Source organism: Paenibacillus sp. FSL H7-0323 (assembly GCF_038002725.1).
Lineage (GTDB): Bacteria > Bacillota > Bacilli > Paenibacillales > Paenibacillaceae > Paenibacillus_AQ > Paenibacillus_AQ odorifer.
The window spans coordinates 4,822,952-4,849,058 of sequence record NZ_JBBODB010000001.1; the positions used below are offsets into that span (position 1 = coordinate 4,822,952).

Annotated in this window: 23 protein-coding genes; 3 read left to right on the plus strand and 20 right to left on the minus strand. The window is 44.7% G+C overall.

The features are described 5' to 3' along the window. Positions 1-957, minus strand: a complete 957-nt coding sequence (locus MHH89_RS21765; RefSeq protein ID WP_341088118.1) for a quinone oxidoreductase family protein — start codon at positions 955-957, stop codon at positions 1-3. Positions 958-1,129: 172 nt separating this feature from the next. Further along, positions 1,130-4,012, minus strand: a complete 2,883-nt coding sequence (locus MHH89_RS21770; protein WP_341088120.1) for an S-layer homology domain-containing protein — start codon at positions 4,010-4,012, stop codon at positions 1,130-1,132. A 316-nt stretch (positions 4,013-4,328) separates the two neighbouring features. Between MHH89_RS21770 and MHH89_RS21775 the strand changes: the two genes are divergently transcribed. Continuing rightward, positions 4,329-4,799: a pyridoxamine 5'-phosphate oxidase family protein gene (locus MHH89_RS21775; protein ID WP_076191502.1), complete on the plus strand. Its 471-nt coding sequence runs from the start codon at positions 4,329-4,331 to the stop codon at positions 4,797-4,799. A 474-nt stretch (positions 4,800-5,273) separates the two neighbouring features. Here the strand turns inward: MHH89_RS21775 and MHH89_RS21780 are convergent, their stop codons facing one another. The 5 genes from MHH89_RS21780 to MHH89_RS21800 all read right to left on the minus strand — a co-directional run bounded on the left by MHH89_RS21780 (position 5,274) and on the right by MHH89_RS21800 (position 9,595). Then, complete coding sequence (locus MHH89_RS21780) at positions 5,274-5,450, minus strand: hypothetical protein (RefSeq protein WP_175619910.1); 177 nt, start codon at positions 5,448-5,450, stop codon at positions 5,274-5,276. A 12-nt stretch (positions 5,451-5,462) separates the two neighbouring features. Then, positions 5,463-7,706, minus strand: coding sequence for a U32 family peptidase (locus MHH89_RS21785; RefSeq protein WP_341088124.1), 2,244 nt, complete (start codon positions 7,704-7,706; stop codon positions 5,463-5,465). 110 nt (positions 7,707-7,816) lie between these two features. Beyond that, entirely contained in the window at positions 7,817-7,957 is a 141-nt protein-coding gene (locus tag MHH89_RS21790; protein ID WP_175623597.1) for a hypothetical protein, read from the minus strand. A gap of 550 nt (positions 7,958-8,507) precedes the next feature. Further along, positions 8,508-8,987 carry a 23S rRNA (pseudouridine(1915)-N(3))-methyltransferase RlmH gene (gene rlmH / locus MHH89_RS21795; protein WP_036677839.1) on the minus strand — a complete coding sequence of 160 codons (480 nt, stop codon included), beginning with the start codon at positions 8,985-8,987 and terminating at the stop codon, positions 8,508-8,510. Positions 8,988-9,244: 257 nt separating this feature from the next. Beyond that, positions 9,245-9,595: an ArsR/SmtB family transcription factor gene (locus MHH89_RS21800; protein ID WP_076124295.1), complete on the minus strand. Its 351-nt coding sequence runs from the start codon at positions 9,593-9,595 to the stop codon at positions 9,245-9,247. 142 nt (positions 9,596-9,737) lie between these two features. Between MHH89_RS21800 and MHH89_RS21805 the strand changes: the two genes are divergently transcribed. Continuing rightward, positions 9,738-11,150: an MFS transporter gene (locus tag MHH89_RS21805; RefSeq protein ID WP_341088127.1), complete on the plus strand. Its 1,413-nt coding sequence runs from the start codon at positions 9,738-9,740 to the stop codon at positions 11,148-11,150. Positions 11,151-11,248: 98 nt separating this feature from the next. On the opposite strand, the gene MHH89_RS21810 is transcribed toward MHH89_RS21805, so the two are convergent. From MHH89_RS21810 to MHH89_RS21845, 8 genes are all read right to left on the minus strand, one after another. Continuing rightward, positions 11,249-11,416 carry a CxxH/CxxC protein gene (locus MHH89_RS21810; RefSeq protein ID WP_063829780.1) on the minus strand — a complete coding sequence of 56 codons (168 nt, stop codon included), beginning with the start codon at positions 11,414-11,416 and terminating at the stop codon, positions 11,249-11,251. 231 nt (positions 11,417-11,647) lie between these two features. Next, a complete protein-coding gene (gene cydC / locus MHH89_RS21815; protein ID WP_341088128.1) occupies positions 11,648-13,399 on the minus strand; it encodes a thiol reductant ABC exporter subunit CydC in 1,752 nt (583 codons plus the stop codon). Further along, on the minus strand, positions 13,396-15,162 hold the full coding sequence (gene cydD, locus MHH89_RS21820) for a thiol reductant ABC exporter subunit CydD (RefSeq protein WP_076124299.1): 1,767 nt from the start codon (positions 15,160-15,162) through the stop codon (positions 13,396-13,398). The genes cydC and cydD overlap by 4 nt, the downstream gene beginning before the upstream one ends. Then, positions 15,162-16,178 (minus strand): cytochrome d ubiquinol oxidase subunit II, encoded by a 1,017-nt coding sequence (cydB, locus tag MHH89_RS21825; RefSeq protein ID WP_076278208.1) that lies wholly within the window; start codon positions 16,176-16,178, stop codon positions 15,162-15,164. Before cydB ends, cydD begins: the two co-directional genes overlap by 1 nt. Then, complete coding sequence (locus MHH89_RS21830) at positions 16,165-17,568, minus strand: cytochrome ubiquinol oxidase subunit I (RefSeq protein WP_076181720.1); 1,404 nt, start codon at positions 17,566-17,568, stop codon at positions 16,165-16,167. The genes cydB and MHH89_RS21830 overlap by 14 nt, the downstream gene beginning before the upstream one ends. A gap of 222 nt (positions 17,569-17,790) precedes the next feature. Further along, on the minus strand, positions 17,791-18,018 hold the full coding sequence (locus MHH89_RS21835) for a cold-shock protein (RefSeq protein WP_036677829.1): 228 nt from the start codon (positions 18,016-18,018) through the stop codon (positions 17,791-17,793). Between the two features lie 92 nt (positions 18,019-18,110). After that, on the minus strand, positions 18,111-18,311 hold the full coding sequence (locus tag MHH89_RS21840) for a cold-shock protein (protein ID WP_019914582.1): 201 nt from the start codon (positions 18,309-18,311) through the stop codon (positions 18,111-18,113). A 419-nt stretch (positions 18,312-18,730) separates the two neighbouring features. Further along, the gene (locus MHH89_RS21845) at positions 18,731-19,978 is read right to left on the minus strand and encodes a S1C family serine protease (protein ID WP_076124305.1); all 1,248 of its coding nucleotides are present in this window, start codon (positions 19,976-19,978) and stop codon (positions 18,731-18,733) included. 388 nt (positions 19,979-20,366) lie between these two features. On the opposite strand from MHH89_RS21845, the gene MHH89_RS21850 reads away from it, so the two are divergent. Next, entirely contained in the window at positions 20,367-20,573 is a 207-nt protein-coding gene (locus MHH89_RS21850) for a hypothetical protein (protein ID WP_036677826.1), read from the plus strand. Here the strand turns inward: MHH89_RS21850 and MHH89_RS21855 are convergent. The 5 genes from MHH89_RS21855 to yycF are packed head-to-tail and all read right to left on the minus strand — an operon-like array spanning position 20,542 to position 25,991. Further along, entirely contained in the window at positions 20,542-21,348 is an 807-nt protein-coding gene (locus tag MHH89_RS21855) for an MBL fold metallo-hydrolase (protein ID WP_036677825.1), read from the minus strand. The genes MHH89_RS21850 and MHH89_RS21855 overlap by 32 nt on opposite strands. 14 nt (positions 21,349-21,362) lie before the next feature. Continuing rightward, the gene (gene yycI / locus MHH89_RS21860; protein WP_036677823.1) at positions 21,363-22,103 is read right to left on the minus strand and encodes a two-component system regulatory protein YycI; all 741 of its coding nucleotides are present in this window, start codon (positions 22,101-22,103) and stop codon (positions 21,363-21,365) included. 38 nt (positions 22,104-22,141) lie between these two features. Continuing rightward, on the minus strand, positions 22,142-23,434 hold the full coding sequence (locus tag MHH89_RS21865; protein ID WP_076124306.1) for a YycH family regulatory protein: 1,293 nt from the start codon (positions 23,432-23,434) through the stop codon (positions 22,142-22,144). Beyond that, entirely contained in the window at positions 23,431-25,260 is a 1,830-nt protein-coding gene (gene walK, locus MHH89_RS21870) for a cell wall metabolism sensor histidine kinase WalK (RefSeq protein WP_036677817.1), read from the minus strand. The genes MHH89_RS21865 and walK overlap by 4 nt, the downstream gene beginning before the upstream one ends. Beyond that, complete coding sequence (gene yycF, locus MHH89_RS21875; protein WP_076124308.1) at positions 25,260-25,991, minus strand: response regulator YycF; 732 nt, start codon at positions 25,989-25,991, stop codon at positions 25,260-25,262. The genes walK and yycF overlap by 1 nt, the downstream gene beginning before the upstream one ends. Positions 25,992-26,107: the final 116 nt, after the last annotated feature.

Genomic DNA, 26,107 nt, shown 5'->3' on the forward strand with positions numbered 1-26,107 from the left:
TTATTTCACCCTTACAACAGGACGAGGCATTAGCGGGGCATTCCAGGCCTCTTCAATATCTTCTAGAGCGAACTCTTTTGTGGTAATTTTTATCTTCCCCTCGGCGGCCATTTCAAAGACACCTCTAACAGCGGATAGCATATCAGCTTTGGAAACACTCTTATCTCCGCTACCTACGAGTTCGATTGTTGATGAGCGTAAAAGAGATGAAGGTAAATGAATGCTTTCTTGGCCAGATGAAGTTCCAATGCTTACAAAACGGGTTGAACGATCCGTTTTCGCCTTAGCAAGAGCTGACATGATGGCGAGTGCGCTGTCGCCCCAAAGATAATCCAATATAACATCAACACCTTCAGCAATAACTGGCATTAGGACGTTTTCAAACATTTTTTGACCGTTGTCGGCTGTCATATCAAATGCAATGGCCTCATCAGCTTCAAGTGCTTGCAACTTTGATTCGTTGCGTCCTGTTACAATGACCTTCTTGGCCCCCAGACCCTTAGCAATCTGAACTGCTAAACTACCGGATGCACCAGTAGCGCCATTAATCAATACAGTTTGACCGGATTTAAAACCAGCTCGAAATACCAATGCAGCCCATGACGACATAGCAGGGTTGGCGATAGCGGCAGCAGTGAGATCATCAATACCATCTGGTAAACGGACAGTCAGCTTTTCGTTGACGATTGTTTGCTCAGCGAAACTACCATATGGTGCAGTAGGCAGCGCAAAGTAAACACGAGACCCATCTTTTAAAGTTCCTACACCGTCGATACCGGCTACAATTGGAAAGTTATCTTCAGAAGAATAGTGCATACCCATTGAACGGAACTTGCTAACTCGACTCAAGGCTGTGGCCGTAACGTTAATTATAACTAGCCCCTCTGTCCCAACGGGGGAATCAAAATGACCCATTACGGGAATCGTCCCCTTAACCTTTACGATTGCTGCCTTCATATTTACACCCTTCTTCCACCCCATATTATGTGCATATTGCACATAATAAAGTATACCACGAATTATGTGCAATATGCACACTTTATTTGGAATCCATATCCAAACGCACGCCCATTAGCTTATTTCCAAAAGAAACGGCTGGTCAGGTTCCCCTGATCCAGCCGTTTTTTGATTACTTTAATATTACATTATCGATTAGTATTGCCGTATCGTAGATACTGTCTCCTTGATCCCAAACATGGAACCGAAGGACAATGGAGCCCTTGCCGGCAAATTGGCTTACATCAAATTGTACATGCTTCCAATTCGTCATGTATGTTGTATGATCCCCGCCGTAGAAATCAATCGCTACTTTGTTCTCTTCAATCCAATAGGCCGTGGATTCATTAATCGATTCAGCCCCGATAATAACAGAATCATTACCATAGACACTGGACGTCACTGTATTGCCGCCATTTATGTGAGAAGTAATGAGGGAAGCCGTATTAATGTATACACTGGAAGTTACCGTTGCGCGGAACGTGTCATTGAATTTGCTTCCAACGAATTCCTTAGGCTCCTCAGAAATGAAATTGTAATCGAACGATAGGGTTGTTGCACCCGCCGGAACAATGAAACTTTGCTCGATATAACTATCTGAATTGTAGTCATATCCTCCTTGATCATTGTTTTCATACCCAAGGCCAGTGCTGATAATAGCCATGTAGTTCCCCTCTGTCGGTTTAAGCGGTCCCAGCTTGGAGATCACCCGAACATCGCCGTTTCCATTCCAGCCGGTCCAAGTTCCGTTTTCAAAGGTTCCGTTGATGACCCCTTCGGTCTTAGTGCCAATGCTGCTTCCTTTCATGAAGAATGCTGCCAACCCATCGTTTGCTCCATGGGCAGCCACTGCTGCTTGAAAGGCTTTTTCGGTTGTCATGTTGTCATCGTTTAAAGCGGTAAATACGGATTTAGCAATAGCTTGATCATATGCAAGCTTTACATAATCGGTATATCCATAATAAGTGCCAGCACCATTGTTGATGAAGGCATCTGCCATGGAATCGTTGTACGCGCTGCGGCAGCTGCCATTATATACGATGGTATCAGGTAGCATATCGTTGTACCGTGTAATAAAAGACGGTGTAATAGCATAATAACCGGATATAATAGCCAGTCGTCCCTTTTTCAAGTCCAACTCATAGGTCTTTTTGCTCTCTGTCGTTGCCTTTTCTCCTGTCAGGAACATAACTTGCGGTCCAGCGTATTTGAAATCAATGCCGTACTTATTATGGAGCTTTTGAAGCACTTTTTCATCATAGTAAGTATCTCCGTGGGTATCCAAGACCACGACGCCATACTGATTCAGCCCTTTAAAGAAATTAACGCCCGCTGAGGTGTCCTTTACTCTTTCTACAAGGAAAGGGTAACTCGACTGGTCAAAGCTGTGATATACAGCGTCATAAACAGTCGAAGATGGAAGTGTGCCGGAGAACGGAGAAATCACAGCAACCCGCTGGCTTCCTATGGTGGCCACGGTTTGTTCCACATTTTGCGTTAGCGCCTCAGCCGCCAATGTAGTACTGGACGCAGCCTCTTCTACGGTGCTGCTTAACCCTTTTGTATTCTCAGGAGCTGCGGATATCCCCCCTAGAATCCCGTTGTCCAGCAAATACCAGATGCTTCCTCCTTCACCCGAAATCCCAGCATGCTCTACTTCTGCTTGGGTTTGGAGCCAAGCCACAGTTTCTTCCTTTGCTTTTTGCAAATTACCATATGAAGTAGCCAGTTGATCAAGCTTACTCTGTGTATTATTTTCAATGATTTCCGTTTGTGCAAGCTGTTCATCCGTAAGATGCTTCATTACAGATAATTTAAAAACTGTGCTGCTTGGCACATCTCCCACAAACGCCTGCAGATTTATGTAACCCTCCGTACTTTCAGTCAATACTGCTTTGCCACTGTACAGTCCGTCTGCCTCAAGACTGTCTCCATGGGCTTCCAAACCGTCATCGTACAACGAAATGATTTGCGAAATGACTTTGCCGCTGTCATCTACTTGATAGACACTAGCGATTACCGTTCCTGGCGCATTAATCGATGAGCGGAATATAACTTCTGTTGGCTCTTCCACATAAATGGCATCTGAACTCTCCCCCTTCACCACAACCTGGAGAGCATTTGCCGGTGCCGGGGTTGCCGGTGTCGGTGTCGGTGCCGATGTTGGTGTTGGTGTCACTGGTGCTGGGGTTGCCGGTGCTGGGGTTGCCGATGCTGGCGTTCCCGGACCTGAAGCTCCCGGCGCCGGTGCTGTCACAGATGTCCCGCGGTCAGTTGTTGCCGGGGTGGCAGTCGGTGTTGCCTCAGGACTCTTGCCCTTATTAAGCTCTTCAGCAAGAAGCTGTTTGGATTTCTCGACATATACTGATTTATTGGTTTTGAACTCATAAGCCAGACGAGCCAGAGCCTGGCGCTCCGCATGCTCTTTCGGTTTGAATTTCAGAGTGCCGTCACTGCCTTGGACCCCGTTGATGAAACCATTTTTGAAGGCAAGGGATACTTGCGCTTTTGCCCATTCGGACACCTCTGAGATATCCGACAGCTTGCTATCAACCGGAAGCTTCTTCGCTGTTTCATCCAATTCGAAAGCTCGGATGAAAAACACGACCAGCTCCTCACGGGTGACATTTGCATTAGGACTGAAGGTGGTGGCCGATGTCCCCTCCGTAATGCCTGCCTTTACCAATGCACCTACATAACCGCGATACCAACTGTTCGCGGCAACGTCTTTAAACGGTGCGGCTTGATCAGCATTTGCTTCTAGCCCCAACGACAGGACTATGATTTTCGCCAGTTCGGCACGTGACATAGCCTTTTTCGGTTTAAAAGAGTTATCTTCATAACCTGAGATTATTCCTGCTTCAGTTAATGATTGAATCTCCTTTTGCGCATAAGAGCCTGTGATGTCTTTGAACTGCGCGGCCTCACCAAACACCATATGTGGCGTAAGAGTGCTTAATAATAGGGCAAACACAATCATCAGACTGAGTTTACGGCGTGCTGCTTGGAATAACATTGTTTCTTCCCCCTTCTTACTCTAAAAATATCAATGAGTCTGTCGTCCTAGTGAGTTCCAAGGATGGCATTTTACACCATTATTCGACAACTTCTTGATTCTACAATAGGACCAGGGTAATTTACAATGTCTATTACATAAAAAAAATAGATATATTTGTAGACTGGAGATTAAATGGCATAAAAAAAAGACCATCGAGTATAAGCTTGGATTGATGGCGATTTAATATTTTATCGTATTATTCTTCACATGCACTAAGATTTTACAATGATAAGCTTAATCATGTATGCCTTATGACACTTTAGGAGGTAATATAATGAGCAAGTACGACGAAGCCATGAAGCTGCTGGAAGAACAAGCGGGTAACAAGGACGGCCTGATCTCACTATCCACCATCGCACTGGAACCGGGGGCTAATGGCAAAAGCCGTCCCTCCGCCCGCATTGTAGACGCCTATTATGAGGACGGTGCGTTCTACACCGTTACTTACGCGACCTCAGGCAAGATGCAGCAGATCGCCCAAAACCCCGAAGTCGCTGTTTGTATCATCGTCGAAAACTTTACGGCCGATGGTATCGGTGAAAACCTGGGCTGGGTATGTGACGAGAAAAACGCGGAGATGATGACAAAGCTGCGCACAATATTCGCCGGGTGGTATAACGAAGCCAATAACGACGAAGATCCTAACACATGCCTGCTGCGCATTCGCCTGACAAAGGGCCTGTGGAATGACGCCCATAAAGGGATCAGAAATGAGATTGATTTTATCAATAAGACGGCAAATTAAGTGGTCTGAGTGGTTCGCCTTATTGGATTAATGTGAAGTAGACATTTGATAACAGACAATGATAGCTCAAAGGGAGTGTGCGCATACTCCCTTTTTCGTTGTTACTTATGATACGATTCACCGTAACATCTATAGAACGAAATTGAAGGCCTCACTGTTCCTTCATCCCTTAACTCTTTCGCTGTTCACTCCGCACTCTTCCCGCCCTGCGCCAATCTCTCCAAAATTCTTCTTTTACGATACAGCATCCGCGCGGCCCCGGCTGCCTCTTCCAGGGACACAAGGTAGAGCTGGGTTCAGAGATATCGTTAATTAATCTACACTACTTTTCGATTTCTTCGTGATAGTTAACCTATCATGTTAGGACTACCTAAGCATCTTAACTTAGAAGTTCGATGTTTTGGACCTAGTCTATCGTCCTTAAATTCGAAGGTTAATTCGATCCTAAGATTTCTACAACTAACCAATGTAGATTCAACGATAAGGGGATTTCTGCTGAAAAGCAGTCGGCCTCTCCAAAAGACTTTTCCTTACTTCTGACACGTTCACTGCGATGGTTGAAGCGGCAAGTTTTAGAGCCGCCCGGTACTGGGCGGCTCTTTCTTGTTCTTTTATGTTAAGCTGAATGATTAGCAAGGAAGACAGCGTCATCCCTTTGGCTACCTACACAATCTCTTTATTAAAATGTCCTCTTGTGTCTGTTTCCTGATTAAAGACAGCATTATTCATAGAGCCATTTAATTTGCCTGACGCCATATTAATGACTTTCACAACCTGCTCTTTGGATTCAACTGTGAAGTTTAATCTGAGCGCCTCGATTCCTTTGATGTTTTGTAGCTCATCTAAAAGATTAAGCGTCTTCCCATTAAGGAGAGTCGTTGTACAATCATTATGGGAAATTATAGGGAACGTTCCGTGCTCATCTTTTAACTCATAGCTCTTCGTTTTGCAAATTCTGCATTGATTCATTTTTTTCATCGGACAATACTTTGTAAACATCAAAGGAACCTTGCCATATACAATCATTTCCAGTGCAGGATAGCCGTCATTTTCTTCATAATAGGCATTCCTTAAATCTTCAATTTGGCTCTTATTCAATTCATAAGATAAAGTGACTCGTTTTGCACCTAATTTATATAATTCATAGCAACTAGTAGCATTAACAACATTTAGAGAATAGTCCGTAACAAACGGATTCGTTTCTCTGTAGTGATAAATTCCGCCATATCCTCCGATTAGTAGCTGCCCTTCTTTTTCCTTATAACGATTCTGATTTCTTCTAACAACATTTTCATAATAGATTTCCTTAATTCCACAGCTCACGCAAGCATCATACTGCTCCTTAGTCGTTACAGAGGCCGTAAAGTATGGTTTTTCAGGGGCAAAGCTTATTTTTTCTTTTGCTTCCAAAGCCTTGGTTCTTTTCTGCTGGCTGTTAAGCTTTAAGTCATATAAGCCCAGTACAATATCTCTTCTTGCTGCATTTAACAGTTTAGCTGGAATAAAAGCATTGCATTCCTCAAAATCCACATGATTAAGTTCGAATATCGTATCATTTAATCTTGAAAATTGCTTGATTACCTGGTCTTTTGTTGTTGGATTATTAATGGCTTCGCCTAGTATTTCCTCGCTTTCATATGAATAATGACAGCCTAAGCCCTCCGCATCTATGACAAGCTTTGAATCTGGACGTGCATATACTCTAATATCGAGGTTAAACCGCTTAAATTCTTTTTCCAGTGATAATTCTAATTCTTTGTTATAGAAATAATCCTTCGTTTTATATACTAAATCTCCCGTAGACATCTTTTCTTTGATTTTGATATAGCAGACATCCTCTGCTTTGTTGATTAATTCGCCCTCTTTATCGTACAGTTTTGCAACCGTTAAATTAACATCTTCATTGTTGTGACTGATTCGAATGGTATCGTTCTGATTTAAAGGACGTGTAAGTGTTATTTCATACCTATCTTTAACAATCTTGCTGATTGTTCCAATTTCATAACCAAAGTGATTAGGTCTTAAAATGTTTGTAATATTTCTCCTATCTTCGTGAAACAAATATCCTTTAGTAAATGTTCGATTGAATGTTTTTTTCAGATTTTCTTTATCTTCTTCGGTTATTTTATAATCTAAGGCCATGCGATATTTGGATACAACATTAGCAACATACGTAGGCACTTTCATTCGGCCTTCTATTTTTAAAGAATCGATTTCTTTTAAATCCTCGATATAGTCGATTGTGTTTAAGTCCTTGGTAGATAGAATATGGTTTTTCCCTAAAGATGTACCTGTTGTCTTATCCATGAGTTCATACTCCTTACGGCATGAACCCACACATCTTCCGCGATTTGCGCTTCGATTACCCATTAATCCTGACATTAGACAGTTTCCCGAGTAAGATACACATAAAGCACCGTGAACGAAAATTTCTAAAGGTATCTCAGCTTTTCTTTTGATCTCTTTTACTTTTTCAATCTCAACCTCACGGGACAGAACAACTCTTTTGGCACCAAGTTCTTTTAATAATAAAGTTCCGTCTAAATCGTCTATTCCCATTTGAGTTGAACAATGTGCTTCCATATCAAGAAAGTTTTTAACGATATAATCGAACGCAGTCAGATCCTGGACGATAATGCCATCCACACCGATTTTATTTAATTCGTGGATCTGCTCTTTCATCTCTTCAACTTCGTTTTCAAAAACGATGGTATTCATTGTAACATAGAGTTTAACGTCCCTCAGGTGCGCATACGTAACCGCCTCTTGTAACGATTCTAGATCAAAATTAGATGAGTATGCACGCGCACCAAATTTTTGCATTCCTAAGTATATGGCATCACAACCATTAGAAATTGCAGCTTTTAAAGCTTCCATATTTCCTGCTGGAGCTAGTAATTCAGTCATTTTTTCCTCCTTATGATCCATAAATAACGGCAATGCTAGTTTGTCCAAAGGTGTTCTTAAAAGTACATCGTCAGGACTGCATGGTATTGAAGAACGGTTAAAGGTCGTTTTCACGCTTTTGTTATTGCTTTTCTTAACAGCAGGTTTCCGCTTGCCGTACTGCGTCCTCTCGTCTTCTTAGTCCCCTGCTTCATCCCAGTTAAGATGGATAATACGATAATAACTACTATAAATTCGATAAATGACGTCATGGCCGCTCCCTTTTAAATTAATAAGATTATTAGAAAATTAAATTTCAGACTATTACCATTAATCATAAAATAAGAACTATACTTAAGCTGCAGCAAAACGCACAAGCCAATGGCTTGTGCGCTTGTTTTAAATGACCTCATTTGCTCTGAGGGACGTATCTCATAATAATTCTTTAAGTACATTTTTCGCCACGCGTATCTTCTCATCATTAGCGTCACGAAGCATACCTACAATATCCTGAATATCGCTCTCAGCTGAGGTAACCATAAACTCTTCACTCCTCATGTATAGAGAATTATTTGGCTCCTGGAGCCAAAATTGAGCAGGAATTATGGGTGCCTATCATTGCCAAGTAGCAAACATTTAATTTTACATAAGTATGAGCGAGCATCTGGCGCATTGATTAGCAGCCTTAAAAGAGCCTCCACTAAAATCGAAGTGGAGGCTCTTTTTACATTTTTGTTATTTCAATTGTATTGGCTTTCAACCGTTATGCCGTGCAGTTCAAGTCATTTAAACTAATATTGAGTTCTGTTCTCCGCTTCACCATCATTTGTGATAAGGTTCCCCCCGATTGATCTTCACCGCGCGATACACCTGCTCCACCAGCACCAGGCGCATGAGCTGATGAGGCAGCGTCATGCGCCCGAAGCTCATGCGCTGCTGCGCGCGGCGCATGACCTCGTCGGAGAGCCCGTGGCTCCCTCCGATGACGAACACGACATGGCTCGTCCCGTAGGTGCCGAGCCGGTCAATTTCTGCGGCAAGCTCTTCCGAGCTCCACAGCTTGCCGTCGATCGCGAGCGCAATGACATGCGCCTCGCTCTTAATCTGCGCGAGAATGCGTTCGCCCTCGCGTCCCTTTACCTGCACCACCTCTGCTTCGCTTAGAGAATCCGGTGCTTTTTCATCTGCCACCTCAATGACCTGAAACTTCAGGTATGGTGTCAGCCGTTTTGCATACTCCGCGATGCCATCGATCAAGTACTTTTCCTTCAATTTTCCTACGCCAATAATTTGAATAAGCATAAGTGCCTCCTGTCATAATCCTCTATAGAAATAGCAAAAGGACGCGCACTGGGCGTCCCTTGTAGTTTTAGTAAGTACCTTCTGTTCTATCACATATTTGGTGGAAAAGAAACGACAATTAAAACGGCCTACTCTTGCGCATTCTCTAAATGTCCTATTTTTTATGCAATCCCTGGATCTCCTGATCCCCAGTATTCCTAGATTTCCTGAATCTAGAATTTCATGTATTCCTCGTCCTCAGCAGGTTCAATCCATCCCTACTTACTTTCTTCCTGCTCCTCCATCACAAAATCCGGTTTCCCCCCAGCTTCATAAGCGCTCAATATAGAGTCCAGCAAGCCTGGGAAACGTGCATTAAGATCCTCAGTCCGCAGGGACAACATGCGCTGTGTTCCTTGAACTCGTGTAAAAACAACACCTGACTCGCGCAAAGTACGGGCATGGTGAGACATGGTGGATTTTGCGATCGGGACGTTGAAGCAGTTGCAAGCCTGTTCTCCATTTAAGTGAATATCCGATACGATATGTAAGCGAATCGGATCGCTGAGTGCATACAATACGGAGGCAAGCTGAATGTCCTTGCGGTCCGGATGAAATAGTATTTTCACGGATGATTATCCCCTTTTGTCGTACGATGAATGCGAAAAAAATATTGGTGTTCCTAATTGCATTTTATATCAACGCATGCTATATTTCAATTGTTCGTAAGTAATCGAACTATTAAACAATAATAAAAGGAGTGCTTCGCACATGACTTCTGTAAATAACCTCTCCGCGAATGCGGATCATGAAGCCTCCGTTCCGGAAGCGCCTCTTCCACGAGAAGGCCTGCTGACCCTGCTGTTCAGTGTCGCTGTGGTTCTCGTCATCATGAATACGGCTATGTTCAATCTGGCGCTGCCTGATGTGACCGAAGCCTTCGGGATTACGGCTGCGTCCGCTTCTTGGATTGTCACTGGGTATTCCATTATGTTCTCGATTGCCTCAATCACGTACAGCCGGCTTTCTGATTTTCTGCCGATTCGCCGTCTGTTGGTTATAGGCTTGTTGACGCTGGGCCTTGCGGCTGTTGCCGGCTTTTTCAGCACCAACTTTATCTTCCTGCTTATCGTTCGTATTCTCCAGGCCTCAGGCGCGGGCGCAGTAATGTCCTTGTCGCTTGTCCTATTTACCCGCTATATCCCGCAAGCCCGCCGCGGCAAAGCAATGGCGACAATTATGTCAGCCGTCTCGCTGGGTCTAGGACTTGGGCCGGTCGCGGGCGGAGCCATCGTCGAATATCTCGGTTGGATTTGGTTATTCTCTGTAACGGCAGCTATTCTGCTTCTAGTGCCGCTGTTCCTTATTCTGCTGCCCAAAGAAGTACCCACCCGTGGCTCCTTTGATGTGCTTGGCGGGCTGTTCTTGGGCGTCGGCACGACCGGGCTGCTGCTGTTCCTGACCAGCGGGCTGTGGATTGCCTTGATCGCCGGAATTGTCGCCATTGCTTTATTTGTTGGCCGTATCCGCAGCACACCTGATCCATTCGTGATGCCGGAGCTTTTCCGTAACCGCTCATATCTCGTGTTGGCTCTGATCGGAGTTGCCTCCTACCTGTGCAGCTTTGCCACGTTATTCCTGCTGCCGCAGATTTTGACTCACCGTTTCGGCTTCAGCGCAAGCCATGCCGGGCTTGTGATCTTTCCGGGTTCGCTGCTCGCCATCTTTGTCTCCCGCTCCGTGGGACGAATCATTGACCGTTATGGCAATGCGGGGATTTTACGTTTTGCACCATTGCTCGTATTGACCGCTACCATCCTATTCACTTTCTTTGCTGGGCGGTCATGGATTGCCGTCATGTTCATCTATATGATTATGAGTCTGGCCTTCACGACACTGTCCAGTAGTGTATCCAATGAAATCTCTCGGATTCTGCCTTCTTCGCAAATCGGCTCTGGGATGGGCCTGTTCCAGCTGCTGCAATTCTTTAGCGGCGCCTTCAGCGTGGCTATGGCCGCAAGCGCTCTGGAATGGCAGCGCGGACTGCCGCTTTCTGCAGCCTACTCCAATATCTACTGGGGACTCTCTATTGCAGCATTGATCGCCATCATCTCAGCTATTCTCTATCGCCGAGGCAACCGAAGTAGCTCGCTGACCGACATAGTAGATGCAGCAGATGCATAAGACCTAATCGGCTAACACATATATTATTTCATGCAAAAAAACACCCTGCGGCCCATTTCCGGAACTGCAAGGTGTTTTTAATAAATTTTAACAGTCCTTTAGACCACTAAATATTCCGCATTCTTCTCACATTCCGCACATTTGGCCGGCGGGTCCCAGTCCGAGAACTCGGTCTCCTTCAAGTCCACAATATCAGGTGCATCCTCATACTCGTCCACAAATTTGTCGATGGCTAACTCTACATGTTCTTTACATACTACATACATTCAACCAAGCATCCCTTTCTGTGCCGCTGCGGCCTAATACTCCTTCTATTGTTCTACCATACTTCCCACGAAAATGGAACTCCTATCTATCCATTCCAGCAATCTGTTCATCCATTGTCTATATTCTTGCCCTACCGAAAAAAAAGATTCCTCCCACCCCAAACGGGCAAAAGGAATCTCTTCACTAATATCTCTCTAATTTCTATAAATGTTATCTGCAAACTCTCCATCCTACCCTAGAAACTCCACTGGACGATCCAGCTCATACAATCTGCGGTAACGTGGTTCTTTTTCCATCAGCTCTGCATGGGTTCCACGCATTTCTACCGAGCCATTTTCCATAAAAATCACTTCATCCATCTGCTCCGCACCAACCAAATGATGCGTTACCCAGATCAGAGATTTACCGTCCATAGCTTCAAACATCGTCTGCAAAAGATCACGCTCCGTGCTTGGGTCCAACCCTACGGTCGGTTCGTCAAGAATGACGACAGGTGTATTTTGCAGCAAAATACGAGCTAACGCTATCCGCTGGCGCTCTCCACCGGAGAAACGTTGCCCCGCTTCACGGACAAAGGTATTGTATCCATCTGGTAACGAGGAGATCAGCGTATCCATTTTGGCTAATGCTCCAGCTTCTTTAATCGCTTGTTCGGAAGCCTTCGGATCACCCATGCGAATATTGTTCGCTACCGTAGTATCAAATAAGTGTGGGCTTTGATTTAGCACCGCTATAATAGACGGAATGTTATCGCCATAGGCAGCAGCCGCGATTCCATTAATCATAGCCGAACCTGCAGAAGGTTGGATAACCCCTTGAATAGCCTTTAACAACGTCGATTTCCCTGCCCCGCTACGGCCGATGATGGCAATTTTTTTGCCTTGTGGGATGTCGAGGCTGAGATCACGAACCGACCAATTATCCTCTGATCCATAGCGGTAACCTATATTTTCGAGCTTGATATGAGCACTTTTTATGACCTGAGGTAGAACATCGACTACAGATGCCTGTTCGGAAACTATATTCTGCTCTTCTCCGACCACTCCAGACAACCGCTCCAGCGAGTTACGGTACTGCGGGATTTTCTCCACTGCTTCGGATACTGGCAAAAAAGCATCTGCTACAGGAAAAACAACCAAGACAAACGCCGCAATCAAAGTACCTGCAATAGCACCATCCGCATACTCTCCGGCGGCCCAATATAACATCGAAAGTACACCAACCCCAACGACTGCTTGCCCGATAAACGCACGTAGACGCGCCCAGCTGCGCAGCGCTGCATCAGTTTTGGCCACTTTTTTCTCATCTGCTTCGTAGGTCTCCACGAACTGGCTTTGCCGTCCACTAATGACCCAATCGCCCATACCGAGAACGGCGTCCGTCAGCTTTTGATAGAGGTGATTACGCTCTACCTTCACTTCACGTTGACGTTTCTGGGTGAACAACAAAGATATAAGCGGCAATACCACGACCAACACCAAAATATACAAAGCCATTAATAACGCAAAACCGATATCAAAGGTGCCCAACGCAATCACTGCAACCCCGTAGATCAATAAAGCAATAACACTTGGAAATACGGTTCTCAGATATACATTTTGCAAATATTCGATGTCATCAGCTAACATCCCGAGAATATCCCCAGTACGAAAACGCGACGACAGGAACAAGGCCTGTGGCTCCAAAATATTGTACAGGCGCACACGCATTTTAGAAAGAATCCGTAAAATGGTGTCATGCCCAATCAGCCGTTCCACGTAGTGAATGACTGCCCGGCTTGTTCCAAACGTACGTACACCAACAATCGGCACGTAGATCATCAGGATATTTTCGACCGGCGTAGACGCTTTTGAGATCAGAAATCCTGAAGTATACATCAATGAAGAGGCAGTAAAAATCGTCAACGCCCCAAGCACAATAATTAGCACAAAACGCCAAAAATACGACGATACATAGGGAGCAAACCATCCTTCACGTTTCAATGGATTCCCTCCAATTGCGACCCAATCAACTCATAATACGCACCCTTGCGGGCAAGTAACTCCTGATGGGTACCGATTTCTGCCACTTGGCCTTGCTTCATTACTACAATAATGTCCATATCGAGCATCCAGTGCAGGCGATGGGTAGCCAGAAAGACCAGCTTTCCTTCAAAAAGGGGCACCATCGTCTCCTTCAGCTCATATTCCGTTTCAATATCCAGATGCGCCGTTGGCTCGTCTAGAAGCATAATCGGACGGCTGCTAAGCAGTGCCCGGGCTAATGCCACCCGTTGCTCCTGGCCACCGCTGAACGAACGGCCGCCGCCACCAATCATCTCATCTAAGCCATGCGGAAGAGTATCCACCAAACCCGATAAACCCGTAGCTTTCACTGCCGCGGCAACAGCCTCCATAGAAGCCTCAGGGTAATAAAAACGTATATTATCAGCTAACGTACCGCTAAAAATATACGGACGCTGCGGGATATACGAGGTCTGTTTTCGCCAAGCCTCATCCGTTAATGCACTAACCGTAGTACCGTTAACCGTGATACTTCCTGAAGTAGGGTGTAAGAAGCCCCCTAATATATCCACTAAAGTAGATTTACCGGCCCCGCTCTCTCCGATAATCCCAATTTTGCTAGCTCCTTTAAATTGCAGGTTCAGCGCTTCCAGCGAAGAAAGCCCTGCTTCCTCATACTTCACGCTAACGTCATTTAATGTGAGCACGCTATTCTCATGCCAAGTGAATATTTGTTCCGATGTTTTTGCTGCAGAACTGACAGATAGATCACCGTTAGGGACGATTACTTCAGCCTTCACCTCATCTTGATCTATAATGCTCTTCATTGCTTCAGCGGCTTCTTTCCCATCCAAAGTAGCATGGAAATCTGAACCTACCAATCTGACAGGCAGGAAATATTCCGGAGCCAAGATTAGAATCGTTAAGCCCGTAACCAATGTCATTTGTTCATTTACAAGCCGCAAACCAAGACTTACCGCTACAGAAGCTACTGACAGCATAGTGAAGAAATCCAGGGCGAACGATGACAAAAAGGCCACTCGCAGCGTACGCATGGTCGCCGAGCGATAACGATCGCTGACAGTAGCAATGCTGTCGCTATGACTACGACTGCGTCCTAGAAATTTTAATGTTTCTAGCCCACGTAATGAGTCTACAAAATGATTAGATAATGTGCGATACGATTTCAATTGCCGATCCATTTGCTTACGGGCCGTCATCCCAATCAAAATCATAAAAACAATAATAATCGGCATAGTTACCGTAAGAATAATCCCGCTCGTAGTGTCCATCGTAAAGACGTAAATAAGCACCAAGATCGGTGTAACAGACATCCCTACCATTCTAGGAATGATCGCTTCCAGATACGTGCGGAATTTAGTTACCCCTTCCAGCACCAGTGTAACAAGATCCCCGGTTCCACGCCCGCCCACCATTCTAGGGCCAAGCTGGAAGAGCTTGTCCATCATTTCCCTCCGCATAGTGCTGCCCGTTGCTTCCGCGAAGCGGTAAGAGACACGGCTCATCAGCATAGCACAAGCATGGCGCACAAGAAATGCAAGAAGGAACAATAGCGCAGTGCCCCATTGTTCCTTCAGAGGTTCTCCCGCAAATAGCGCAGAGATGACTTCTGCCAGCGATTTAGCCAGCAGAAGTATGGACAAGCTTTGCACCAGGGTAAGGAAGCCTACAATCAGAAAGACTGGCTTAACTCCTTTATACCCAAGCAAGTTTTTATCCATTAGTATTCAAGATGCTCCTTCTCGTGAACCCGTTTATGAAAAACAAAGTAACTCCAAATTTGATATCCCAATACGAACGGAAGGATAGTCAGTGCCACAATCGTCATTACCTTCAAAGAGTAATGGCCGGAAGCCGCATTAGTGATCGTCAAATTAAAAGCTTGATCAATTGAACTAATCATAACACGCGGGAACAATCCTACAAAGATAGAAGTTACCGAAAGCGCCATTACCGCTCCTGTCATTCCAAAAGCGTAGCCATCCTTCTTCTTCGTCATGAAGTAACCGGACAGTACAAAGGCGATAACTCCCAGGGCTACAATAATCATAAGAATCGTTCCACGTTGCTCGAAAATATCCGTCATATTATAAGTCATAATCACAAAAGCAGTAAATAAAACTGCGAGCGGGATTAGCAATTTTTGAGCCAACTTGCGAGCGCGAGCCTGTAGATCCCCCACTGTACGCAGTGTTGTGAACATGAGACCATGCACCAGGCACAGAAGGACAACAGTAAGCCCTGCTACTACAGTGTACACATTCACGATATCTGTGAACCCTGCATACATTTGCATCTCCCCATCAATAGGCAATCCTTTGATAAAGCTTGCAAATACTACTGCCAAGAGGAATGGTGGAAGGAAGCTGCCGATAAAGATACAAGCATCCCAAGTTCTTTTCCAAGCCAATGAATCACGTTTACCTCTGAATTCAAAAGCGACACCACGCGCTATCAAAGCTAATAAGGCAAATACAAAAGGAATATAGAATCCACTAAACAGCGTTGCATACCACTCCGGGAAAGCCGCAAACATTGCACCCGCAGCTGTGATAAGCCATACCTCATTCCCATCCCAGAAGGGTCCGATCGAGTTAATCAGAACACGGCGCTCTGTATCATTTTTAGCGAGAATTTGTGTTTCCATCCCTACGCCGAAATCGAAACCCTCCAGGAAGAAGAACCCTATAAACAGAACTGCAATCAGCACAAACCACAATTCATTAAGAGATATCATGGGAACCCTCCTCGTTATATGGATCATTCGAATCGCCGTGATCGTTATCCATCGCATAAGGACCTTTTTTAATCACTTTAATAAACAATCCGACCAACACTAATCCTAGAATTAAATAAATCGTTGTAAAAGAAATCACGGAGAACAGAACTTGACCACTTGTAATATTAGGCGACACACTGTCTTCCGTTGTCATCAGTCCGAATACCGTCCATGGCTGACGCCCGAATTCGGTCATAACCCAACCGGCTGTATTCGCAATCGGAGGAAGCAACAAGCCCCATAACATAAACCGCATAAACCAAGTGTTCGGACGGTCCATTTTTTTGCGCCACATTAAGTACATAGCGTACATTCCCAATACAATCATTAACGTTCCTGCTAGAACCATGATCCGGAAACTCCAGAATGTCGTACGTACAGGTGGAATATAGTCACCGGGGCCATAGGTTTGCTCATACTCCGCTTGCAGCTCAAGCATACCTTTAACTTCACCGGAAAATTTACTATATGAAAGGAAACTCAGCATATAAGGAATTTGAAATTCTCCACTACTGATTTGATTCTTTGGATCAATGTTTGCCCATACGGTCCAAGGTGCCGGGTCACCACTCTTACCCCACAGTCCTTCGGAAGCTGCCATTTTCATTGGTTGAGTTTCAACCAAATATTGCGCTTGGGCGTGACCAGCAACAGCTACACCAATAGAAGAAATAATCCCTACGATGGCTGCAATCTGAAAAGACTTCTTAAAGAAAGAAACCTCTTGTTTCTTCAATATTTTATAAGCACTAATACCAGTTACAAGAAAAGCACCTGTTGCATAAGCAGCCAGTACTGTATGTGGGAATTCAACCAGCAATTGTCCGTTCGTAATAAGCGCGAAGAAATCATTCATTTCTGCACGTCCATTATTTATCTCAAAACCCACAGGATGCTGCATAAAAGAGTTAGCCGCTAGAATCCAGAATGCAGATAACATCGTACCGAATGCTACCAGCCAGATGGACAGTAAATGTACTCGCTTGGACACCTTATCCCAGCCGAATATCCATATCCCAATAAAAGTAGACTCGAGGAAAAAGGCTGCCAATGCCTCAACTGCAAGTGGAGCCCCGAATACATCACCCACAAAACGTGAATAATCGGACCAGTTCATCCCGAACTGAAATTCCTGCAAGATTCCTGTAACTACCCCTACTGCAAAATTGATGAGGAATAGCTTTCCCCAGAACTGCGCCATTTTTTTGTACTCTTCATTACCTTTTCTAACGTACATTGTCTCCATGATTGCAATCAAGAGCGCTAGTCCGATTGATACCGGTACAAAGAAATAGTGGAATATTGTCGTCGACGCAAATTGTATACGCGACAGCATTACTGTATCCATATTTGTCCCTTCCTTCTCCCCTTTTCGTTAATTATATTCTGTCAAAAATTTAAACTTCTTTTTGTGATAAATGTCACATAAAGATAGTCATTTAACGGTGAAATTCAAATGATTTGTGACAAAGATCACAATTTAGCATAAAGAAAGCAAAAAAAATAAGACGGTTTACCCGTCTTGAGTGGTTCGTCGTTCTATTAAATGCTTGACTCATTTAGGTATTGGTTAGATGGAAATACCCTTCTTCAGCGATTTGAGATCGCCATTCGAATTAAGCAATTGGGGTAGCATCTTCGTGCTGCGAACCATTGGAGAGTCACATAGACGGCAAGAAGGCGCATGTTCAAATGCGAAATTATCCCTCATCCATCCGTTGCATCCCTCATTGGTACATGCCCAAATTGCGGTATTTTCTTCCGGTATTTCTTCCAAAGGTTTCTTCCGGTAGTTCATTGCCGTTCCTCCCATCCTGTAAGTCAATAGTGAGTAACTAGATATAAAAAGACCGTCCCAACTTTCACAAGCTGGGACGGTTTCTTCTATTATTACAGTTTTACAACGTTTTCGGCTTGTGGTCCACGGTTGCCTTGAACAACGTTGAATTCAACGCGTTGGCCTTCGTCCAAAGTTTTGAAGCCGTCGCCAGTGATTGCGCTGAAGTGAACGAATACGTCGCTTCCGCCTTCAACTTCGATAAATCCGAATCCTTTTTCTGCGTTGAACCATTTAACTGTACCTGTTTGCATGTGTGTTACCTCCACAAATTTAAATTAATATGTTCTTTTTATCTTCAAACAAAGAAAAAATTCACACATTGAAAAAGGTTGTATTACCAAATATGACAGCCCTTTTCAATGCGAGAATTAGGGACTAAATGTATGATTGATATCATATTACCACACCTGATTAGCAAAGGCAAGCAAGCATCCGAATATATCCGGTTTTGCCCTAATAAGTATTACCTTCCAATGTAAGGGCTGCCACTTAGTGTTTATTCCCTAAATAGATCCTTTTTCTGGCATAATTATCATGGTTTTAGAAAAATAGCTTTTCCAAAAACGTTACTTTTATCCGCTTTTTCAAGAAGGTACCCCCTCGGAATCGAAGGGGTAGTCCGCTCTACTTGTCGTAACTGCTATATCATTATATACCGACTTCCAGCATATTATTCCTGTGGTTTTTCAAGAAGTTTAACTGTTGCCTGTTTGGCCTCGCCGTTTCGATAGTAAGTAATTTTCAGATCATCACCGATCTTCGTATGATTATATAAGTACTTGCGAAGAGAAAGGGTAGATATGATTGATTGATCATTAAATTTGGTAATGACATCATTGAATTGCAGTCCAGCTTCCTTCGCAGGGCCAACGGCTTCTAGAACAACTACTCCATCCTTAACACTGTTCGGCAGGTTCAATTCATTGCGTTGATCTTCTGCTAGTGGAACGTACGGATTGTTCAAATCAACTGAATATACACCCAAGTACGAACGGGCAATATGTCCTTTTTCAGCCAGCTCATTAGCGATATCTATCACATGATTCGCAGGAATTGCAAAACCCAGACCCTCTACACCCGTATCTGAAATCTTCATTGTGTTAATTCCAATGACCTTGCCATCCAGATCCACTAATGCGCCGCCACTGTTTCCTTCATTAATCGCCGCATCGGTCTGTATCACTTCTTGTTCCCAGTCATATACTCCATCCTGATTAAGGGATACGGGAACCATCCGTTCAGTATAGCTAACAATCCCCGAGGTCAATGTATCACCAAGTCCTAGCGGATTACCGATAGCAATGACCGTTTCACCTAGACGAAGCTTAGAGGAATCACCGAGCTGCGCGATGGTATCGATTCCTTTGGCATCAATAGAGAGTACCGCAATGTCGCTTACTTTATCCGTTCCAACGAGTGTTGCCTTACGAGTCTCTCCGTTCACTGTAACTACTTCAAGATTACCGGAGTCTTCAATGACATGATTATTGGTAATGATAAATGCTTTATTCCCTGTCTTTTTATAGATCACTCCTGAGCCTAGTGCAGACTCATCCAGAATGTTTAATTCTTCATTATCTTCTTTATGATTGATAATACTTACTACTGCAGGGCGAACCGTGGCAGCAGCTTGAATAATCCGGTCAAATGGATCACTACTGCTTGGGGCAACATTTCCAGTTGCTACAACCGGCTTCTGAGCAGTCTCATGACTCATCTGGCCTGTAAACATACTGAATAACAAAACTGCCACCACAGCGCTGACTAAGGAGCAAACGGCGGATATTTGCCAAGTAGATAAACCCTTACGCGATCTGCGTACAGAATGTCTACGATTAGCAAACGATCCCTTTGATGCTTCATCCCCTCTGGACCGCGAAACTTTAGTTGAATAGAAATCATCATCAAACAATCCCACCGAAAATCTCCCCCTTCTATTGCCAAGCGTTCACTGTTGGTAAGACCTGAACCTATAGCAACCACGTCCGAACCAAACCTCTGTAACCATTAGACTCCAAATATCACTAAAAAGTTTCACTTTATCCATTAACCCCACAAGAGTTTCGGTCAATCGTTAGATTATGATAATCTTTTAATATATCTTCTCTATTAGGAATATTTTGCAACTTAAAAGACTACAATAAAATAGAAGTGTCCCTAAAATTTTAGCTTTGCTCATCACGCTTTTAATTGTATCACAGGCAACCTGCAATTCGGGATTTTCCTCAGCTAAAACACCTGCGAATTTTTTACAGTTTTCAGTTCTAATTACACTATATATTCACACTATTAAAGGAGGATTAATTATGAGTTCTTTTTCAACAAGTATGGATTTAGTCGAGTTTATCGGTAAGCTAGGTGACTTAAAGGATGAACACTACCACATGACCCTTGCCTTTAGCGCAATGATCGAATTGATGATTGAAAAAGGCCTAATCTCCCGTCAAGAATTAGATCGCAAGACCGCTGAACTTGATCAGCTTATGACTGGCTCAGCTTATCCCATGGCGTAGGTTGATCATAATACGTATCACACAGTCTGAACTCACTATCTTTGAAAAAACAGCCCCGATCCTCCATTGCGCCGCGTACTGACATTTTTGCCAAATCCATCATATTGTGATCCCGGCTTAAATGCGCCAAATAGGTCCGTTTGGTCCGCCCTGTAAGAATTTCGCTAAGCGCAGCTCCAGCTGCCTCATTGGAAAGGTGACCCATGTCGCCTAGGATGCGCCGTTTCGTATTCCACGGATAACGTCCCATTCTCAGCAATTCGATATCATGATTCGCCTCCAGCACCAATACATCTGCATCTGAAATTGCATCTCTTACCTTATCACTAACATAGCCCAGGTCTGTAGCTACACATAACTTCTCTTTTCCATCATAAAAATTGTAACCCACTGGCTCCGCTGCATCATGAGAAATCGCAAAGGATTCTACTCGCATACTGCCGAAATCCTTGTGCTGGCCAGACTCCATGATCATACGGTTATACTCCGGTATTTTACCAATTCCCTTCTCGATAGCTCCCCAGGTATTGGTGTTCGCATAAATCGGAAGATCGTATTTACGGGCCATGGCCCCGAGTCCCTTGATATGATCGGAATGTTCGTGTGTAACTAGAATCCCGTCTATATCATTACCCGTTAGTTCACGCATGGCCAACAGCTCATCGATCCGCTTGGCACTAAAACCTGCGTCAATCATAAGTGTTGTCTCCCCGTTTCGTACCACCGTTACATTGCCGGTAGAACCACTGGACAGTACTGTAAATGAAATCCCCATTTTCCTTACTCCTTCTACTCTGTTGTCTTAGGACTGATGATGTCCGCACTAATAGCATCCACATAATAGGCATTGCCGTTCTCCAGCATAAACCGCCACATCGGCGAAGCTACCTGACTTTCCGAGTTGAACAGCTCACCGTAATATCCCAGCTCAATCTCCTTCACTACGGAATCTGCCGGGAAATACTTCTCTATCAAACTACTAAGTGCTTGCGATGCTGGAAGCACCTTCTGTTCTTTATCGCTGCTGCTTGTCCCTATTTCAATCTTCGGCCAGCGGTAAGCTACGATTTTTTGATCACTGTTAATCAACTCTAGCCTAACACGGAACAACGACCACTGATTTTGAACCAGCGGATGAAGAACGAACTTCCCAACCTCACTTTCCTGTGAATCAAAGCGATAATTGGAAATGTCAGGAATCTTATCCTCAAGCGCCTTGCTAAGCTCTGAGAAGGAAGAATAGATCAGCTTGCTGTCTATAGGTACATCTAATTTAATTGGTGGTTCAGTCTGCTCTTCAGCAGAATAACGATAAGTAATGTTAGGAAGCTGCGGGGTAGAAGCCGGAATGGGACACAATACACGAATCCCTTTCTGCTCCATTACGGCTTGGGTCTCAGCAGACAGGGAAGTAAAATCAAGATTAGCACTAACCTGATCGCGTAAATCGACCCACAGCTGGTAACATAGCAGCAGATTCAGACCTAAAAAGGCGCAAATCAGTACATTTTTAGCTCTTCCCCAATCCATACCCGAACCTCCTAAATGTTATATGAACCACTTGCCCATTAATTCAAAGTAAGCACGCTGCCATCACTAAGTGTAACTTTCCAGACAGGTATCAGCTCCAGATGATCTTCCTTCACCTCAGGCACATAAGCAGGCGTTAAATCCTTCACTGCCGAAGTTTTACTGACCAGAGACAACCTATACTCCAGATCCGCACCTCCAGATAGCTCCACTACCTTTTTTACGGCCTTACTTTCATCTATATAGATTAGAGAACGTTCATAAGAGGATACTGTTCCCTGCTGCAGTTCCAGATTTATTACACCATACTGTAATGATGAATGGCTCATTATCGGATAGGAGCCGTACGGGTAGGAGCCATAATATTGTTGAAAAGAGACCTTTCTCTCCTGTCTGCCTTCCTCTGTAGCCTCCAAACGGTAAGTCCCATTCCATCCGCCATGCTGGTTCACAAATTCTACAGCTTCCAAAGCATCCTTGGCAGGGGTACTTTCTCCAGCTGGAAGAGCCGCAGGGTCGCTATAGCTCATCCAGTTCTTACCCTGGTCCACCTGAAGGCTTCGTTTGCTGTCCGTATAAATCTCCGAGCCGTTTTTCTCCCGGATATATCTAGTACTTCCAACATCGAAGAAAAGATTACTCTGCATTTGCTCTATGGTGTACATCCCGGAAGGCATGTCTACCTGAACCAGAGAAATCTTACTGTCTGGCACATAATAATCCCCGCTTACGGTCTTGTAAGGCGTCCAATTCTTACCGAAATCAACATGCTGCTGCACATCCTGAACCGTTAAATCCGCTTTTGCCGCTTCGTATATGATGTCGCCTCTCGTACTGAAGAAAATAGCATGGGCCTTGGAATCGTTCTTAATGTTATAGATCCAAATGCGATCGATGCTTTCTCCTTCAAAAAGGGAATCTGGCGATAACTGCATCACCCGCTGCAATAACGTTACCGGAATGCCCGCTCCGAACGAAAGCTCAATCCCAGGATTCTCATTGCGGATCTTATCCCAATCATAATCCTGTACCGAGTGCCGCTGAAAGCTTTCAAAGCCACGACCTTTTAAGCGATTCATGATCAAGCTATAGAACGTAGAGTCCGGATAAAAAAGCGTATGCTTGCCTTCCCCCATATGGATGATCATTTTGTCAGGGTATAACAGGTTCTCTACCTTCTCTTCCGGACCCATATTATCTGTCTTCACATACAGGTTCTCAGAAAGCACCGCAGAATCAGCACCAGGCAAGCGGTAGATCAAATAATAGCTTTCAACCAGGCTTCCGAGCACGAGCAAGGCTAGAATGCATGATTTGATTCGTTCCTTCACGCCTCACTCCCCCTTTGCTCGTTCAAAGGCAGGGTAAAGGTTACCTTTGAACCTTCATTTAGCTCGGATTGCAGGGAAATGGAGCCTCCATGTGCCTTCACAATTTCCCGGGCAATGGAAAGGCCAAGTCCAGTGCCTCCCATGTTCCGCGAACGTGCCTTATCCACGCGATAAAATCGTTCGAAGATCCGCTCGATATCTTTTTTCGGAATCCCTATCCCCGAATCACGTACAGAAATGGAGAGCATTCCATCCTCATTCTTCAACGCTTCCAATTCAATTGTACCGCCTTCTGGCGTATATTTTAGCGCATTGGAGACCAAATTCCCCAAGACCTGGTCGATTTGATCACGATCAAGCCACGCCGTAGTAACATCTTTGCGGACCCTTGTACTGATATCGATACGCTTTTGCCGAATTTGAAAAGAAAAACGATCCGCAACATCCTCCAGCATCTCGGTAATATCTGTCTGCTGAATTCGAAGAAGAGCTTCCTTGGAATCCAGACGGGAAAGATGCAGTAAATCCGTAACCAGACGAATCATCCGTTCCGTTTCGTTGCGAATCACCCCAACAAACCGAACCGCCAGCTGCGGATCTTCAAGTGCTCCATCATCCAGTGCTTCAACATAGCTTTTAATAGTGGTAAGTGGTGTTCTTAGCTCATGCGAAACGTTCGCCACGAACTCCCGGCGTGATTCCTCCAGATTCTCCTGTTCGGTGACATCCTGCAACACAGCAATTGTGCCGGCAATGCCACCCTCACGACGATGAATCGGAGTAAACGTCACTCTTACGATATTAGAATCTTCTCCACCCATATGGGTCAGATGAAGCATTGCAGATTGGGCATTGCCTTTAGCCAGAGATCCGCTTTGTTCGTAATCTAAGCCCAACAGTTTATCTAGAGGAGCGCCTTCCGGCAACGGACCTTCATTTCCGAGCATCAACGCTGCCCGCCGATTCATCAGAATCACTACTCCGTTCTCATCTGTAGCCACAACACCATCACTCATGTTCGTCAGAATAGAGGTAAGCTTCTCCTTCTCCTCTTCATTCTGCGAGAGTGCTTCCCGCAATCTACCGGTCATATAATTGAACGCCTGACTGAGTTGTCCAATTTCATCATTGCCCAATACGGGCATTTTACGATTGAATCGGCCTTCAGCGACCGCCGTAGCATGCCTCGTCATTTCCTTAATAGGCTGCGTGATAGTGTGCGCCAGAATGACGCATAAAACAACCGTTAACGCTAGAGCTAACAGCAAACCTGAGATAAATACACTATTGATCCGGCCCATCGTGGCGTATAGATCCTTCATGTCAGCAGCAATATAGATTGCGCCCACTACCTTGTCCCCCGAGAGCACAGGCTTAGCCACAACCTTTTTCCGCACATTATCATCCGCAATAATATATTCCTCGTTATCACTGATGCCCTGCAAGGCCCGATTCACAACTGTCTGGGTGTTACGCTGCCCGACATAATCATTCTGCGAGGGAACAGAAGTGGTGATGATTTTGCCGCTGGCATCCAGTACCTGAATTTCAGCCCCGTTAATGTACAGATTATTGACCATCCCGCGCAGACTTTCCACAGCCGTTTCCTCATCAGCCGTTCCAGCCTCACTACCAAATTTATCAGCAGTCAGGATGGACAACATCTCAGCACGTGCTTTAAGGTCCTTGGTGAAATTATCTGTTAACGAGTTCTTCATCGAGCTGACAAAATAAACCCCGATCAACTGCATAGCTATCAGAATCAGCAACACGTAAATAATAATAAGTTTTGCCTGAATTGTCCGGATAAAGGACCGCCACTTCATCACAGTCCTCCATTTTTAGGGCTATGCATCAAATAGCCAAGTCCACGCCGAGTATAAATATATTCGGGCTTGCTGGGGTTCTCCTCAATTTTCTCTCTTAGACGACGGATCGTCACATCAACGGTCCGCACATCACCGAAATACTCAAATCCCCACACTGCCTGCAGCAAATGCTCCCGAGTCATCACCTTACCGGCATGTTTGATCATATAGTAGAGCAGCTCATATTCACGATGGGTCAAGTCAAGCGGCTCCCCGCCCTTATAGACCATATACATATCTGTATCTATAAACAGATCAAAATGATAAATGCCCTGCTTATTCTCTGCTGGTTCACTCGCCATCCCCTGTGGTGACGGTTTATGCTGTCTCCGCATCTGGGCTTTAACTCGGGCCAGCAATTCACGTGTACTAAAAGGTTTGGTCACATAGTCATCAGCACCAAGCTCCAGGCCAAGTACCTTATCAATCTCTCCGTCCTTGGCTGTAAGCATAATGATAGGAATGTCCAAGTGCGCAGAACGCACCTCGCGGCAGACGTCCATGCCATCTTTGCCGGGCAGCATAAGATCAAGCAGCATAAGATCGGGCCTTTTGGACAATGCCAGCTCCACTGCGCTGTTACCATCAAAAGCACAAATAACCTCGTAGCCTTCTTTTTCTAAATTAAATTTCAATATATCAGCAATAGGCTGTTCATCATCTACTACCAGAATCGTTCCCATCTGCATGTCCCAGCTTCACCTTCCTATCCTTACTTAATGATCATTCCTTTATTTTAACATACCTGTCTAACCGTCACATCCTACGAAATAAGCAATCCCCCTGCCCAGCAAAAAGAAACGGC

What these genes read in the sequence shown, in the direction of transcription:
- MHH89_RS21765 (WP_341088118.1), bottom strand. Translation starts at nt 957, where the DNA reads ATGAAGGCAGCAATCGTAAAGGTTAAGGGGACGATTCCCGTAATGGGT.
- MHH89_RS21770 (WP_341088120.1), bottom strand. Translation starts at nt 4,012, where the DNA reads ATGTTATTCCAAGCAGCACGCCGTAAACTCAGTCTGATGATTGTGTTT.
- MHH89_RS21775 (WP_076191502.1), top strand. Translation starts at nt 4,329, where the DNA reads ATGAGCAAGTACGACGAAGCCATGAAGCTGCTGGAAGAACAAGCGGGT.
- MHH89_RS21780 (WP_175619910.1), bottom strand. Translation starts at nt 5,450, where the DNA reads ATGACGCTGTCTTCCTTGCTAATCATTCAGCTTAACATAAAAGAACAA.
- MHH89_RS21785 (WP_341088124.1), bottom strand. Translation starts at nt 7,706, where the DNA reads ATGACTGAATTACTAGCTCCAGCAGGAAATATGGAAGCTTTAAAAGCT.
- MHH89_RS21790 (WP_175623597.1), bottom strand. Translation starts at nt 7,957, where the DNA reads ATGACGTCATTTATCGAATTTATAGTAGTTATTATCGTATTATCCATC.
- rlmH (WP_036677839.1), bottom strand. Translation starts at nt 8,987, where the DNA reads ATGCTTATTCAAATTATTGGCGTAGGAAAATTGAAGGAAAAGTACTTG.
- MHH89_RS21805 (WP_341088127.1), top strand. Translation starts at nt 9,738, where the DNA reads ATGACTTCTGTAAATAACCTCTCCGCGAATGCGGATCATGAAGCCTCC.
- MHH89_RS21810 (WP_063829780.1), bottom strand. Translation starts at nt 11,416, where the DNA reads ATGTATGTAGTATGTAAAGAACATGTAGAGTTAGCCATCGACAAATTT.
- cydD (WP_076124299.1), bottom strand. Translation starts at nt 15,162, where the DNA reads ATGGATAAAAACTTGCTTGGGTATAAAGGAGTTAAGCCAGTCTTTCTG.
- cydB (WP_076278208.1), bottom strand. Translation starts at nt 16,178, where the DNA reads ATGATATCTCTTAATGAATTGTGGTTTGTGCTGATTGCAGTTCTGTTT.
- MHH89_RS21830 (WP_076181720.1), bottom strand. Translation starts at nt 17,568, where the DNA reads ATGGATACAGTAATGCTGTCGCGTATACAATTTGCGTCGACGACAATA.
- MHH89_RS21835 (WP_036677829.1), bottom strand. Translation starts at nt 18,018, where the DNA reads ATGAACTACCGGAAGAAACCTTTGGAAGAAATACCGGAAGAAAATACC.
- MHH89_RS21840 (WP_019914582.1), bottom strand. Translation starts at nt 18,311, where the DNA reads ATGCAAACAGGTACAGTTAAATGGTTCAACGCAGAAAAAGGATTCGGA.
- MHH89_RS21850 (WP_036677826.1), top strand. Translation starts at nt 20,367, where the DNA reads ATGAGTTCTTTTTCAACAAGTATGGATTTAGTCGAGTTTATCGGTAAG.
- MHH89_RS21855 (WP_036677825.1), bottom strand. Translation starts at nt 21,348, where the DNA reads ATGGGGATTTCATTTACAGTACTGTCCAGTGGTTCTACCGGCAATGTA.
- yycI (WP_036677823.1), bottom strand. Translation starts at nt 22,103, where the DNA reads ATGGATTGGGGAAGAGCTAAAAATGTACTGATTTGCGCCTTTTTAGGT.
- walK (WP_036677817.1), bottom strand. Translation starts at nt 25,260, where the DNA reads ATGAAGTGGCGGTCCTTTATCCGGACAATTCAGGCAAAACTTATTATT.
- yycF (WP_076124308.1), bottom strand. Translation starts at nt 25,991, where the DNA reads ATGCAGATGGGAACGATTCTGGTAGTAGATGATGAACAGCCTATTGCT.